The 14,408-nt window shown below is 64.0% G+C and carries 11 protein-coding genes; 6 read left to right on the top strand and 5 right to left on the bottom strand.

What is annotated here, in order from left to right:
- The first annotated feature begins 137 nt into the window (after window positions 1-137).
- Window positions 138-2,414 (top strand): Tex family protein, encoded by a 2,277-nt coding sequence (locus R2834_07215; GenBank protein ID MEZ4700103.1) that lies wholly within the window; start codon window positions 138-140, stop codon window positions 2,412-2,414.
- Window positions 2,411-4,375 carry an AMP-binding protein gene (locus tag R2834_07210; protein MEZ4700102.1) on the top strand — a complete coding sequence of 655 codons (1,965 nt, stop codon included), beginning with the start codon at window positions 2,411-2,413 and terminating at the stop codon, window positions 4,373-4,375. Before R2834_07215 ends, R2834_07210 begins: the two co-directional genes overlap by 4 nt.
- Window positions 4,376-4,465: 90 nt before the next feature.
- On the opposite strand, the gene R2834_07205 is transcribed toward R2834_07210, so the two are convergent.
- Complete coding sequence (locus R2834_07205; protein ID MEZ4700101.1) at window positions 4,466-5,014, bottom strand: hypothetical protein; 549 nt, start codon at window positions 5,012-5,014, stop codon at window positions 4,466-4,468.
- 392 nt (window positions 5,015-5,406) lie between these two features.
- Between R2834_07205 and R2834_07200 the strand changes: the two genes are divergently transcribed.
- Window positions 5,407-6,552, top strand: a complete 1,146-nt coding sequence (locus R2834_07200; protein ID MEZ4700100.1) for a carboxypeptidase-like regulatory domain-containing protein — start codon at window positions 5,407-5,409, stop codon at window positions 6,550-6,552.
- 63 nt (window positions 6,553-6,615) lie between these two features.
- Window positions 6,616-7,770 carry a carboxypeptidase-like regulatory domain-containing protein gene (locus R2834_07195; protein MEZ4700099.1) on the top strand — a complete coding sequence of 385 codons (1,155 nt, stop codon included), beginning with the start codon at window positions 6,616-6,618 and terminating at the stop codon, window positions 7,768-7,770.
- A gap of 87 nt (window positions 7,771-7,857) precedes the next feature.
- Here the strand turns inward: R2834_07195 and R2834_07190 are convergent, their stop codons facing one another.
- Together R2834_07190 and R2834_07185 are read right to left on the bottom strand one after the other, a co-directional pair.
- Window positions 7,858-8,220, bottom strand: coding sequence for a YraN family protein (locus tag R2834_07190; protein ID MEZ4700098.1), 363 nt, complete (start codon window positions 8,218-8,220; stop codon window positions 7,858-7,860).
- Between the two features lie 15 nt (window positions 8,221-8,235).
- Window positions 8,236-8,718 carry a hypothetical protein gene (locus tag R2834_07185; GenBank protein MEZ4700097.1) on the bottom strand — a complete coding sequence of 161 codons (483 nt, stop codon included), beginning with the start codon at window positions 8,716-8,718 and terminating at the stop codon, window positions 8,236-8,238.
- A gap of 342 nt (window positions 8,719-9,060) precedes the next feature.
- Between R2834_07185 and R2834_07180 the strand changes: the two genes are divergently transcribed.
- Complete coding sequence (locus R2834_07180; protein ID MEZ4700096.1) at window positions 9,061-9,864, top strand: SAM-dependent chlorinase/fluorinase; 804 nt, start codon at window positions 9,061-9,063, stop codon at window positions 9,862-9,864.
- Between the two features lie 49 nt (window positions 9,865-9,913).
- A complete protein-coding gene (locus tag R2834_07175) occupies window positions 9,914-11,230 on the top strand; it encodes a hypothetical protein (protein MEZ4700095.1) in 1,317 nt (438 codons plus the stop codon).
- On the opposite strand, the gene R2834_07170 is transcribed toward R2834_07175, so the two are convergent.
- Complete coding sequence (locus R2834_07170) at window positions 11,218-12,582, bottom strand: HAMP domain-containing sensor histidine kinase (protein ID MEZ4700094.1); 1,365 nt, start codon at window positions 12,580-12,582, stop codon at window positions 11,218-11,220. The two genes, R2834_07175 and R2834_07170, sit on opposite strands and share 13 nt — an antisense overlap.
- Window positions 12,583-12,922: 340 nt before the next feature.
- On the bottom strand, window positions 12,923-14,224 hold the full coding sequence (locus R2834_07165; GenBank protein ID MEZ4700093.1) for an adenylosuccinate synthase: 1,302 nt from the start codon (window positions 14,222-14,224) through the stop codon (window positions 12,923-12,925).
- Between the last annotated feature and the right edge of the window lie 184 nt (window positions 14,225-14,408).

Below are 14,408 nucleotides of genomic sequence, written 5' to 3'. Positions count from 1 at the left end.
TGCATCCCGCATCCTGCATCCCGCATCCTGCATCCCGCATCGCACATCCCACCCCATCTCCCCATCCGAAACATTTCCCCCCCTCGCTCTTTGACACAGGCTGACGCATAGATTTCTGCCTCATCCAAAGGTCCAGTATGTCTACCATCGCCGAGTCTCTCGCTCGTGAGCTGTCACTCGAAACCTGGCAAGTCAACCATACCCTCGAACTCTTCGCAGACGGCGGCACGGTGCCATTCGTCGCCCGGTACCGAAAAGAGCGGACCGGCGGGCTCGACGAAGTCGTGCTGCGCACCCTGCAGGACCGGCATGCCTACCTCACCGAACTCGCGGATCGCAAACTGGCGATCCTCAAGTCGATCGAGGAGCAGGGCAAGCTGACCGACGAACTCAGGAAGCAGATCGAAGCCTGCGAACAGAAGGCCGAACTCGAGGATCTGTATCTCCCCTACAAGCCGAAACGCCGGACGCGCGCCACGCAGGCGCGTGAAAAAGGCCTCGAGCCGCTGGCGGAATGGATCAAGTCGCAGAACACGGCCGCGCCGCTGAGCCAGCCGCTCGACGAGGCGGCCCGGGCCTACGTCGACCCCGAGAAAGGCGTGGCCACGCCCGAAGAGGCGCTGCAGGGTGCGGCGGACATCATCGCGGAAGAGATCTCCGAGAAAGCGGACCTGCGGGCCTACATCCGCGACTTCCTCTTCAAGACCGGCGAGTTCACCTCCTCGATCAAGAGCGATTATCCGGAGGGGACCACCCAGTTCGAGAACTACCGCTCGTTCAAGGCGCCCGTCAAGTCCATCGCCGCGCATAACATGCTGGCCCTGCGGCGCGGGGAAGCCGAAGGCATCCTCTTCATGGAGCTGACGTTCGACGAGGCCCATGTGCTGACGTTTCTCGGCGAAAAAGAGATCGTCAGCAGCGACGACACGCTGCACGCCTTCTACACCACGCTGATCGCCGACGCCTTCAGCCGGCTCATGAAAAACCCCATCGTGGGCGACATCCGGCTGCAGAAGAAGCAGGAGGCCGACGAGGAATCGATCACGACCTTTGCCGCCAACCTGCGCGAATTGCTGCTCGCCAGCCCCGCCGGCATGCGCCCGACGCTCGGCATCGACCCCGGCTTCCGGACGGGCTGCAAGGTGGCGGTGCTCGACGCGACCGGCAAGTACCTCGCCTATCAAGCCATCTTCCCCCATACCGGATCGGGCAAACGCGAAGAAGCGAAAGCCGCGCTCAAACGCATCATCGCGACGCACCAGATCGAACTCATCGCCATCGGCAACGGCACCGCCGGCCGCGAGACGGATCAGTTCGTGAACGAAGTCATCGCCGACATGCCGGCGCCGCCGATCAAGGTGATGGTCAACGAATCGGGCGCCTCGGTGTATTCGGCGAGCGAAGTCGCCATCGAGGAGTTCAGCGAACTCGACCTCACCATCCGCGGCGCGATCAGCATCGGACGCCGGCTCCAGGACCCGCTCGCGGAGCTGGTCAAGATCGACCCCAAGTCGATCGGCGTCGGGCAATACCAGCACGATGTCGACCAGACGCGGCTGCGGCAGAAACTGGAGGAGACGGTCGAGAGCTGCGTCAACTTCGTCGGGGTCAACCTGAACACCGCCTCGAAGGAATTGCTCCGGTTCGCCTCGGGCATCACGCCGGCGCTGGCCAAGAGCATCGTCGACTACCGCAATGCCAACGGCCGCTTCAGCCGCCGCGAGCAGCTGATGGACGTGCCCCGCTTCGGACCCAAGGCCTTCGAGCAGGCCGCCGGCTTCCTCCGCATCCCCGAAGGCGAAAACCCGCTCGACAACACGTCGGTCCACCCCGAACGCTACGACGTGGTCTCCCGCATGGCGGCGGACCTCAACGTGCCGATCGAGACCATGACCCGCGTGCCGGAGCGGCTGAAAGAACTGAAGCTCGACCGGTACAAGTCCGACGAGATCGGACTGCCGACCCTGCAGGACATCATCGACGAGCTCAAGAAACCGGGCCGCGACCCGCGCACGGCGTTCACGTACGCGACCTTCCGCGAGGATGTCACCGAAGTGAAACACCTCCAGGTGGGGATGATCCTGGAAGGCTCTGTCACCAACGTGACCAATTTCGGGGCGTTCGTCGACATCGGGGTGCACCGCGACGGGCTGGTGCACGTTTCGCAGATGGCGAACCGGTACGTGAGCGACCCGACGGAGGTGGTGAAGGTCGGCCAGGTCGTCAAGGTCCGCGTCACCGAAATCAACGAAAAGCTCAACCGCATCGGGCTTTCGATGAAGCTCGAGGACAAGCCCGCGCCGGCCGGCAAGCAAGGCGGCGGCAAAAACCGGGGCAAGGACAAGGGCAGGGGCAAACCCGAGGCGCCGCACCATACGCTCGAGGATCTGGTCAAGAAGTTCAACGCCCGATGAGCGCCCTCCCCGACAGTTTCCCGTTCGGTCAGCAGATCGCGTGGCAGCCGAATCCTGACTGGATCGAGGAGAGCAACCTGACCGCGTTCATGCGCCGGCACGGGATCGCCGATTACGACGTCCTCCTCGAACGCGCGGCATCCGACATCGCCTGGTTCTGGGATGCCGTCATGGACGACCTCGACATCCAGTTTTACCGCAAGTACGACCGGATCGTCGACCTCAGCCGCGGACCCGAATTTCCCGCGTGGTGCGTGGGTGGCGAGCTGAACATCGTGCACAACCTGCTCGACAAGTGGCAGGCGACGGACGTGCGCGACCGCATCGCGTTTCGATCGGAAGGCGAAGACGGTGAGACGCGCACCTATACCTATGCGGAGCTGGACCGGGAAGTGGGCCGATGCGCCAACGCCCTGCGGTCGCTCGGGCTCGGCAAGGGCGATGCGATCGGGCTGTACATGCCGATGACGCCGGCCCTCTGCGTCGCCTTCCTGGCCATCGTCAAGATCGGCGGCGTCATCCTGCCCCTCTTCAGCGGCTACGGCCCGAGCGCCATCGCGACCCGGCTCAACGATGCCGGCGCCAGCGCCCTCTTCACCGCCGACGGCGCGTTCCGACGCGGTCAACGCGTCCCGATGAAGCACACGGCCGACGAGGCCCTGCGGGACGTCCCGTCCGTCCGCCACGTCATCGTCGACCGCCGCGCCGGCATCGACGTGGCCATGCAGGCCGGCCGGGATATCTGGTGGGACGATCTGGTCCCGGGCCAGTCCCCCGACGCCGCCACCGAGCGCACGTCCGCCGAAGACGTCGTGATGATCATCTACACCAGCGGGACGACGGGCAAACCCAAAGGCGCCGTCCACACCCACTGCGGCTTCCCGATCAAGGGCGCGCAGGACATGTACCACAGCATGGACCTCAAGCCCGGCGACGTCATGTACTGGATGAGCGACATGGGGTGGATGATGGGGCCGTGGCTTGTCTTCGGCACCCTGGCGATCGGAGCGACGATGGTGTTCTACGACGGCGCGCCGGATTATCCGGATGTCGACCGCCTCTGGGCGATGGTGGAGCGGCATGGCGTCACGCACCTCGGGCTCTCGCCGGTGCTGATCCGCGCCCTGATGGTGCACGGCGTGGAGCCGGTGAAGCAGCACGACCTGAGCCGGCTCCGCGCCGCCGGCTCGACCGGCAGCCCCTGGGACCCCGACAGCTGGCTCTGGCTCTTCCACAACGTCCTCGACGGAACGAAGCCCATCCTCAACTATTCGGGCGGCACCGAGATCAGCGGGGGCATCCTCTGCGGCAACTTCTTTAAACCGCTCAAGCCCTGCGCGTTTTCGGGCCCCGTTCCGGGGATGGACGCCGACGTGGTGGACGAGACCGGCCGGCCCGTCCGCGGCGCCGTCGGCGAACTCGTCATCCGACAGCCCTGGATCGGGATGACGCGCGGCTTCTGGGGCGACAAACAGCGATACCTCGATACCTACTGGGGGCGGTTTGAGGGGCTGTGGCTCCACGGCGACTTCGCCGCCATCGACCGCGACGGGCTCTGGTACATCCTCGGCCGCAGCGACGACACGATCAAGGTGGCCGGAAAGCGGCTGGGGCCGGCGGAGGTGGAAGCCCTGCTCAATGCCCACGACGCCGTGGCCGAAAGCGCCGCCATCGGCGTCCCGCACGACATCAAGGGCGAGGAAGTCGCGGCGTTCTGCGTCCTGAAACCGGGCGTCACGCCGGACGAGACGCTGCGCGCCGCGTTGATCCGACGGATCGTCGACGAACTGGGCAAGCCCCTCAAGCCCCGTGCTATTCTCTTCGTCTCCGCCCTGCCGAAGACGCGCAACGCCAAGGTGATGCGCCGGCTGATCCGCGCCACCTACCTCGGCTTCGATCCCGGCGACGTCAGCAGCCTGGAAGACCCCACCACCCTCGACGCGATCCGGGCCGCACAGTGACCCGCCCGGGGGCTCCCCCTGAAAACACAAACGCGGCGCCCGACCGGAGTCGAACGCCGCGCTGCAGGCCGAAGCCGTATGGGGTATCGCTCAGCGGCTGCCGCCGATCGGAATGCGAATGCCGGCGCTGATCACCAGCTGGTCGAAATCCGAAAGGACGTATTTCACTTCGCCATACAGGTTGCCGAACGGCATCCCGTACTCGCCGCCGGCACCGACGTTGAGGCCGAGTTCGGTCGACGAGGCGTCAAACCCGAAACCCGGAATCTCGGGAATGTCGAAGTCCGACTTGATCGTGTAGTTGGCGATGTTGATGCCGCCGAGGGCGTAGACGAGGAATTCCTCCGTCGTCATGAAGATGTAGTGGCCGTTCAGGTTGATCGTCCAGAGACGCGTCGAACCCGAGCCGAAGTCGTCTTTCAGGAAGAAGATGACGTCGGCCGCGCCACGGATCTTCCCTTCCTGGGCTACCGGCAGGTTGGCATTGAGTTGAAGACCGATCTTTTCGATCTCCGTGCCGAAAGCCAGGCCGGCGCCAACCTGGAGCTGTGCCTGTGCCGCCATGGGCCGGATGGCCAGGAAACCCAGTATCGACAGCACCAGCAAGGACGTGCGAATGTAGGTGGTGCAATTACGCATACGTGTGACTGATTTTGTTATGACAATGTGACCTCTAGTGCAAGGTGCCTCGCGGGCGCGGTACAGGGGCCATGGGTGACGCCTGACGTGGTGGTGGGCGCAACGCGGAGAACCTGGTACAGGGCCAGGTTCGGGACCATAGCACGCAGTTGCATGTATGATCAGGCGAAAGCAATATACAGCGGGCGAAGAAAGAGTACACCCCCCGCACAGAAACTGCATAATAGACGGTTTCAGTGCCCCACCGGGTGGCCACCGCCGCCGCATCCAGTGGACAGGCATGGCGAGACGAGCCTCCTGAAACCCCGAATTCCAGCCATATCGGGCATCTCTCCCGGCATGGCGCGGCAATTGCCGCGAGACGAGAAACGCCTCACGTTCCCAACAGACGCATGCGACCGATTCGAATCCTGATAGCAGGCCTTCTGCTCCTCGCTGCCGGCATAGCGCCGGCCTTCGCGCAACCCCAACCCGCCGCCGTGCTGACCGGCACCGTCGTCGACGACTCCACCGGCACCCCGCTCGCCGGCGTCAACGTGTTCATCGCCTCGTCGATGATCGGTACGACGACGGACGGCGAGGGCCGCTACCGGCTCGAGAAGGTTCCGCTCGGGGCGCAGCGCCTCTACGTCTCCAGCATCGGGTTCGAGCCGCAGGCGCGGGACATCATCCTCCGTGAATCGAAACTGTACACCTTCGATTTCCGCATGGCCGAAGCCGTCGCCGAGCTGGGCGAGATCACCGTCGAGGCCAAGGGCGACAAGCGTTGGGCCCGCCGGCTCGAGCGGTTCACCAGCCTGTTCATCGGCGAGACGCCCAACGCCCAGGAGACGAAGATCCTCAACCCCGAGGTGCTCGATTTCGCGGACAAGGGCGGCACGCTGCTGGCTTTCGCCGGCGAGATCCTCGTCATCGAAAACCGGGCGCTCGGCTACAAGGTGCAGTACTTCCTCAAGGACTTCGCGGCCGAACCCACCCGTACCCGGTACGACGGCGAGCCGCTGTTCGAGGAACTGACGCCGGCCAACGCCGAAGAAGCCGCGATGTGGGAGGAAAACCGCCGCAAGGCGTTCTACGGCTCGGTGCGGCACTTCTTCCTCGCGGTGCTCTCCGGCCGGGCCAAGGAGCATGGCTTCGAGACGTTCCAGCGGGCCAAACCCGCCGGCGCCGCCGGCCAGGGCACGTTCAGCTCCGCCGGAAACGGCCTCGACACGCGCGTTCCGTACGATCCTGCCTCGATGCTCAAACCGGGCGACAATCCGAACGAAAAGGTCCTCGACTTCGAGGGCGCTATCGAGATCGTCTTCAAGGGCGAACTGGAGGACGAGTCCTACGCCCGATGGCAGCAGCAATACGGCGGTGTCGGCGGCAAGCGAAACGACCGGCTCCAGCGCTCGCTCATCTGGCAGGAAGACGGCCCGACGATCATCGATTACAAGGGCGACATCCTCAATCCGTACGGTGTCACGGTCTCGGGCTATTTCGCCTTCGAGCGCATCGCGGACGAGTTGCCCAAGGAATACCGGCCGTCGCGGTAACGGCCGGCGGGGATACCATCGGGGGTTAATGCGTACTACCAGGGCACCAGCATGGCAAGGCCCGTGTCCCCACGCATCATCCCATCCCGCTTCATCCCCGGCATCCTGGCGCTGCTTCTGGCCGCCGGCTTCGTAGCCGAGCTTCGCGCCCAGGACCTGCCCTACCGCACGCTCTCCGGCGCGGTGAAAAGCGCGGATACGGGCGAGGCGTTGCCCGGCGTGCATGTCTTCATCGGCCGCACGATGATCGGCACCGTCACCGACGCGGATGGACGCTACGAACTCGCCCGGGTGCCGTACGGCAAACACAAGCTGTGGGCCTCGATCGTCGGGTTCGAAACGACATCCAGAGACATCGCCGTCGGCGACACCACCCGGGCCGCGTTCGACTTCGAGCTGCCCACGGCCGTCATCGAGATCGGCGAACTGACGGTGGAAGCGAAGCGGGACCGGCGCTGGCGCAAACGCTTCGAGACCTTCGAGCGGCTGTTCATCGGCGAGTCGCAAAACGCCGGCGAAACCGTCATCCTCAACCCCGAAGTGCTGGATTTTGACGCCAGCTGGGTGGGATCCTTCAGGGCGAGCGCCGCCGGCCCGCTGCTCATCGAAAACCGCGCGCTGGGCTACCGCATCCAGTACTTCCTGAAAGAGTTCGAGCGCGAAGGGGGCACCATCCGGTACGACGGCGACCCGCTCTTCGAGGATCTGGAGCCGGCGTCGCCGGAGGAAGCCGCCTACTGGGAGGAAAATCGGCGCACCGCTTTTTATGGCTCGCTGCGGCACTTCCTGCTCGCCCTCTGGGATCGCCGGTCCGAAGCCGAAGGATTTGAGCTTTACCGGATCCCCTCCATCGAGGATTTCAACCGAAACGACCGCCGGTTCAGCATCGAGCCCGACGAACTGTTTGTACCTGCCGGCATCCCCACCGAGCGGCTGCTCACCTTTCACGGGCTTATCGAGATCACCTACACCCAGGAACGGGAAGAGCAGAAATTCCTCTCGTGGCAATCCGGCTCACCCCACCGTCCGCTGCGGGATCAACGCTCCTGGATTCGCCTCACCGACGGCCCCACGGAAGTGGACGATCAGGGCGAGATCATCGACCCCTACGGCGTGACGGTGTACGGGTATTTCGCCTTCGAGCGGATGGCCAATGAGGTGCCGAAAGAATACCGCCCGGAGGGGAATACCTATCGCAAAACGGACCTGACAAAATGAGGGCTCTTCGGAGGCAAGGCGGATGGTCGAGACGCGTCCGATATCCCGCATCCCTTCACCGTGCCCCGTGGCACGCCGTCGCCCCGCTCAGGTCGCATCCTTGAAATGCCGGATTCGGGGCGGATGCGTGGCGAGAATGCCGACGACATCGAAGCGGCAACGGGCGTCGTCCAGCCGGTGTTCGTGCAGGTAGTGGTCCGCGGCAACCTCCATCTTCGCGAGCTTGCGGGGGTCGACGGCTTCTTCGGGGGCGCCGTATGCCATCGTGCGCCGGAGCTTGACCTCGACAAAGACGACGGTTTCGATCCCATGCTCCTCGTGCCGGCAGATAAGGTCGATTTCTCCGCCTTTCGCGCGGTAGTTGCGTTCGACGACGCGGTATCCCCGGGCCTCCAGATATTCCGCCGCGATCGCCTCACCGCGGCTTCCCTTCTCCTGATTCGAGGCCATGGGCTCCGCCGGCGGTTACTCCACTTCCTTCAGCACCAGCGTCCGCGCCAGCTCGATTAGCTCCTTCGCATCGCTCATGCTGCGCTCCTTGATAAAGGGAAACAGCGCCTGGGAGAATCCCTCGAAGACCTGCATGAGGTCGATCAGGTTGTCGATCCGCTCGCAGAACTGACGCTCGTTGTCGTCCGGGCTTTCGCAGGCACCCTCTTCGGTCGTCACGAGCATCTTGCGACATTCCTGCAGCTGCTGCATCACGGGCTGGATTTCCCGCTTCTCACGCTCGCGGATCACGCGCGCGGTGATCTTCCAGACATCCTTCTCCGCCGTGTAGAAATCCTTGCGGGAGCCGGCCTGATGCACCTTTCGCACCAGGTCCCACCCGATCAGCGAACGCAGGTTCATGTTCGCATTGCCCCGGCTGATCTGGAGCCGTTCCATGATCTCGTCGGTGTCCAGCGGTACCTCGGAGGCATACAGGAGCGCGTGGATCTGCGCCATGGTCCGATTGATACCCCACCGAGAAGCCATTTCACCCCAGAAGAGTATAAACCGATTTAATGCCTCCTGGTGGTTGGTGCTGTAGGCTGGTGTGTGTTCGGCCTGAGACATGTTGGGATTCGGCGGAGCAGCAGCGGAAGGCAAACGCGCATGGCTTGAAAAAGCACCAGCGAGAGCGGCGTGGAAGCTCTCGGGATCCCGCGCGCCATGTTGCTGTTCAGACCGGATTGTTCGATTTCAGTTCCGCACTTTTCCTATTTTCAATAAATTCTGAAAGCTGATCGATCCGGAGTTTTTCGTAGATTCCCGGCGACCTGGCACGGAGCCTCATCGGTTTTTTCTGTGAATCGCATTCTAACGTTAACGACAGATTTCGGCGTTCGCGACGCCTATGTCGCGAGCATGAAGGGGGTGATTCTGGGGTTAGCCCCTGAAGCGCGGTTGATCGACATCACCCACTCCATCCGTGCCCACGATATCATGGAGGCCGCGTTCGTGTTGCGCAACGCGGTCGATTTTTTCCCCGCCGGCACGGTGCATCTCGCCGTGGTGGACCCGGGCGTCGGCTCGGACCGGCGCCCCGTCGCCCTCCGCGCCGGCGATCGCTGGTTCGTCGGGCCCGACAACGGCCTGTTCTCGCTCGTCCTCACCGACCGCACCATCGACGAGCGGGTCGTGCTCGACCGGCCGGCCTACTGGCGTACGCCCGCTCCGAGCCATACCTTTCATGGCCGCGACATCTTTGCCCCGGCGGCGGCGCATATTCTCCGAGGCACCCCCCTCCGCGATCTCGGTACCCCCATCGAGGCGCTCAAACCGCTCCACTGGGCGCTGCCGATCGACGACCAGCAGGGCATCCAGGGATGGGTCGTCCACGTAGATCGGTTCGGAAATTGCGTGACCAATATCTCGCGCGCCCTGTTCGACGACCGCCGGAAGGATCGCTCGGTGAAATGCTACATCGGATCCACGATCATCGATGGCGTCGCCTGCACCTACTCGGACGCCCAGGCCGGCGAACCGCTCATGCTGTTCGAAAGCAGCAATCATCTGGAAATAGCCGTAAACAACGGGAACGCCGCCGAATTGCTGGGCATTCGCAAAGGAGGCTCCGTGAATGTAGTTTTCATCGACGAACGTACCTGAGCGCACTCGTTCTCTCGCCCATCCCTGTTCACCGGATTATCGCCGCATCATGTTTCCCGCCACCGACCTCTCTTCCTTTTTGCTTTTTGCGGATGCCGCGCAGGGTACGGACGACGGCGAGGCGCACGAACTGCTCCGGCATCTGGAATCGATGTACACCCTGGCGCAGGTCCTGACGCTGGACGCCGACCAGGCCGCCCGGCTCGTCGAGGAAACCTATCTGGCGGCGCTGGACGCCGGCGCCGTCGAGGGATCCGATGCGGTCGACCGGTCCTGGCTCTTCGCCCGCATGCGCGCGATCCACGCCGGCCAGCAGGAGGCGACGGTTGCCGACGCCGCCGCAGAGGCCGACGGCGAAAAACCCCGGCTATTCGCGCATCAGCACAACATCAAGCAGCGTCTCGTCGATCCGTTCCTGCGCAACGCGGCGCCCGTCGCCTTCGCCTCGCTCGAAGAACGCGACCGGATGATCCTCATGCTGTGCGATGCGGAGCGGATGTCGTGCGCCGACGCCGGCCGCATCCTCGGCGAGGCCGGCGAGGTGGTCTGCCGGCAGCTCGATTTCGCGCGCTCCGCCTTCCAGTTCGCCGTCGTTTCACAGGCCTCGCCGATGATTCGCGACCTGCTGAACACCTTCGACCGGGAAGAGTGGGTACCGTCCACCCTGCGTCGTGCCATCAAGGCCGAGTTCGGCAACGTGCCGCCCACGCTCGAACCGTCCATCAAGGCCACGCTCAACGCGCCGCCGATTTTGCAGGCGCTCGCCCACGAGGCTGCCGACCGCGAGGCGAAGAGCCACACCTCGCGGGAAGACGTATGGATCGGGCGATTCAAACGCTTCATCGCCCCGATCATGCTCATCGTCACCGCCGGCCTGGTCGGCTACATCGGCTCCGAAGTGCTCATCAAGCCAGCCGATCCGAACGTCATCACCCTCGCGGTCCGACACGTCGACAAGGTCTCGGTGGCCGAGACGACGGAAGTGCCGGAGGAAGCCGAGCGCTTTATCCAGGACCGGCTGAACTGGAAGCTGCACGTTCCGACGATCGAAAACGCGACGCTCGTCGGCGCCGGCACGGCCGAACTCGCACACGACGTGTTCGTGCCGGCCTTCGTCTACGCCGACGGGGACGCGGCCGACCGGCTGGTCGTCTATGCCTTCACTTACGCGCTGCTCGACCGGTATGCCGACCGCCTCTTCCTGGAACGCAACATCCTCACCGCCATCGCCGACGACAGCCATTTCGACCTGTACAGCATGTCCGACGAGCACAAGATCGTCATCTGGCGCCGCGCCGACGACATTTTCCTCGCCGTGACAACAAGCGATCCGACCGCGCTGAAAGACCGCATTCAGCGCCCCTGAGGCGCCGCCGGCAGCGTGATCCGGAACGTCGTTCCTTCGCCGAGGCGGGACTGGAGGACTTCCAGGCTCCCGCCGTGGTATTCCTCGACGATCCGTTTGGCGAGGCTCAGGCCAAGCCCCCATCCCCGCTTCTTGGTGCTGTAGCCGGGGCGAAACACGTTCTTCCACTGCCGGCGATCGATCCCCTTGCCGGTGTCCTGCACGTCGATGTGCACCCGCTGTCCCTCCCGGGTTGCGGCAAGGGTGATGGCGCCTTCCTCGGACTCGATCGCGTCGAGCGCGTTCTTCAGGAGGTTTTCGATCACCCACTCGAAGAGCTCGGTATTGAGCGGAACGGCGATGTCCGGGGCGACCTGCGCCTCCAGCCGGACACGCCGGCCGACGCTCGGCATCCGCCGGCGGATGTACTCCACCATGCCCATGATGACGGGCTCCAGCGGCGTTTCGAGGAGCTGGGGGCGGGAGCCGATGTTGGAGAAGCGGTTGGCGACGCGTTTCAGCCGGCTTACGTCCTTTTCGATCTCCTCGACCGCGGAGCCCCGCTGGGCTTCGTCGAGGTCGGGCATCCGCAGCAGTTCGATCCAGCCCATGAGGCTCGATATCGGCGTCCCCAGCTGATGGGCCGCCTCCTTGGCCATGCCCACCCACAGGTTGCTTTGCTCGTTGCGGCGGATGTACGAGAAGCCGAAATACCCCACCGAGATGAACAGCCCGACGATCAGCAGCTGAACGTAGGGAAAGATGCGCAGTTCACGGATGAGGCGGGATTCGTTGTAGTGCACGTATTGCCTGAGGTTGCCGTGCACGGGATCGTCGATTTCGATCGGGATCGGCGGATTCGCGGCGTCCATTTCCCGCTGGTACGCCGCCAGCAGCTGCACGGCCCGCACACTGTCGGTCGCCATCATGGCTTCGATGTCTTCGGGGAGATTGCGCCACGAGATCGCGCGGCTGGAATCGGCCAGGATGGAGGGGATGGGGATGTCGTTGCTGATGAGCAGCGCGCTGGCGATAAAGCTGGCCTCGCCGGCCGGCGGCATGCTCTGCGCCCAGCGGATCGCCTCGAGATAATCCTCGATTTCCTCGGCGCTGAGGACGGGATCCGGTTGAGCCCGCAACCGCACCAGCAGCGAAGCCAGCTCACTGAACTCGGGCTGATGCGGGTTGATCGACTGCCCCTGCATCTGCGCGATCTCCTGCAGCGCGCCGGCCCAGAGCTGGATCACCTTCTGCTCGCGGGCACGCAGTTGCGACACAAGCCGGCTCGCATACGTCAGGGAAGCCACCGCGATGACGACGGCAAAGAGGACGAGCCCATACTTCAGGTTCGTCGAAAGGCGGTAGGATTGCATGGGCAAGGCCGTGGGTTGATCACGAGGCATGGGTCAGTCGCGACGGGTCACGAGTGACTGGTCACTGGTCACTGGTCACTGGTCACTGGTCACTGGTCGAACGCAATGCTCAAATCGGGTTCCCAATGACCAATGACCGCGCCCGAAGGGCGCTCATGCCCCCACGCAAAGCATGTCATGACCAGTGCCAATGACCAATGACCGCGCCCAAAGGGTGCTTATGACCAGTGACCAATGTCCGCGCCCGAAGGGCGCTCATGACCAATGACCGCGCCCGAAGGGCGCTCATGACCAGTGTCCGCGCCCGAAGGGCGCTCATGACCGATGACCTGCGACAGCCCTACTCCGCCGCGTGCAGAAGCGGCAGATCGCTCGCGATGGTTTGCGTGCGTTTGGGCCCCGTGGAGATCATGTTGATGCCGACCCCCACCTGGTCCGCGACGAATTGCAGATAGGTGCGCGCGTTCTTCGGGAGATCCTCGAGGCGGTCGATCCCGGTGATATCTTCCGACCAGCCCGGGAACGATTCGTAGACCGGCTCCACGATTTCGAGGGTCTGCACCTCGCTCGGGAAACGCGTCGTCTCCTTGCCGTGATACCGGTAGGCGACGCACACCTTGATTTCGTCGAGCCCGGAAAGGACGTCGAGCTTCGTGATGGCGAGTTCGGTAAAGCCGTTGATCATCGACGTGTACCGCAGCGCGATCAGATCCAGCCATCCGCAGCGGCGCGGCCGGCCGGTCGTGGCGCCGAACTCATGCCCCACGCTGCGAAGCCGCTCGCCCGTTGCATCGTTGAGCTCCGTCGGGAAAGGCCCGTTGCCGACGCGCGTGCAGTAGGCCTTGACGATGCCGATGACGCGGTCTATGGCCGTCGGCGGCACACCCAGCCCGGTGCAGCAGCCCCCGATGGTCGGGTGGCTGGAGGTAACGTAGGGGTAGGTGCCAAAATCCACATCGAGCAGCGATCCCTGTGCGCCCTCGGCCATGATCCGCTTGCCTTCCTTCAGCGACTGGCAGAGATACTGGGTCGTATCGCGGACATAGGGGTCGATGAGCTTGTCGAACTCGACATATTCGTCGATGATGGCGTCGACGTCGAGGCGTTCGGCGCCGTAGATGCTGCTCAGGATCTCGTTTTTCTCCTCGATCGCATCCTTCATCTTCTGGCGGAGGACATCGCGGTTGAGGAGGTCCACCACGCGGATGCCCGTGCGGGCGAACTTGTCCATATACGCCGGCCCGATCCCGCGCCCGGTCGTGCCGATGGCGTTCGCGTCGCGAAACCGCTCGCGCGCCTGCTCGACCTTCTTGTGGTACGGCATGATCAGGTGCGCATTGTGCGAAATGAACAGCCGGCCTTCCACTTCGTAGCCGAGTTCGCGGATCGTGTTGATCTCGGACATCATCGATACCGGGTCGATGACGACGCCGTTGCCGATAACGCAGACGACATGCTCCTGAAAGATGCCGCTGGGCACCAGGTGAAGCACAAAGGTCTTGTCTCCCCAACAGATGGTGTGGCCGGCGTTGGCGCCGCCCTGATAGCGGGCTACGATGTCCACATCCTGGCTGAGCAGGTCGACGATTTTTCCTTTACCCTCATCGCCCCACTGGGAGCCGATTACAACACTGACAGGCATGATAGTCTCGATTTGAACACAAAGGGAGGCGACAAGGTCACCCTCGCCGCCCCTCAAACCGGTGCGCCGGCTTGGCCCTGGCCCTCGGACGTATCCGATCGGCGCGGCCGTATGGCTGCGGCGCGAGAGGCGATCGCCCCTTCACCCCGCGCAAGCAAAAAGCGGCGGCGTCCCTCAACGGGAC

Source organism: Rhodothermales bacterium (assembly GCA_041391505.1).
Classification (GTDB): domain Bacteria; phylum Bacteroidota; class Rhodothermia; order Rhodothermales; family JAHQVL01; genus JAWKNW01.
The sequence above is the reverse complement of the archived record's forward strand: the minus strand, read 5'-3'. Positions and strand labels throughout refer to the sequence as shown.

Coding starts and splice junctions, on each gene's coding strand:
- R2834_07215 (MEZ4700103.1), top strand. CDS start 138: ATGTCTACCATCGCCGAGTCTCTCGCTCGTGAGCTGTCACTCGAAACC.
- R2834_07210 (MEZ4700102.1), top strand. CDS start 2,411: ATGAGCGCCCTCCCCGACAGTTTCCCGTTCGGTCAGCAGATCGCGTGG.
- R2834_07205 (MEZ4700101.1), bottom strand. CDS start 5,014: ATGCGTAATTGCACCACCTACATTCGCACGTCCTTGCTGGTGCTGTCG.
- R2834_07200 (MEZ4700100.1), top strand. CDS start 5,407: ATGCGACCGATTCGAATCCTGATAGCAGGCCTTCTGCTCCTCGCTGCC.
- R2834_07190 (MEZ4700098.1), bottom strand. CDS start 8,220: ATGGCCTCGAATCAGGAGAAGGGAAGCCGCGGTGAGGCGATCGCGGCG.
- R2834_07185 (MEZ4700097.1), bottom strand. CDS start 8,718: ATGGCGCAGATCCACGCGCTCCTGTATGCCTCCGAGGTACCGCTGGAC.
- R2834_07175 (MEZ4700095.1), top strand. CDS start 9,914: ATGTTTCCCGCCACCGACCTCTCTTCCTTTTTGCTTTTTGCGGATGCC.
- R2834_07170 (MEZ4700094.1), bottom strand. CDS start 12,582: ATGCAATCCTACCGCCTTTCGACGAACCTGAAGTATGGGCTCGTCCTC.
- R2834_07165 (MEZ4700093.1), bottom strand. CDS start 14,224: ATGCCTGTCAGTGTTGTAATCGGCTCCCAGTGGGGCGATGAGGGTAAA.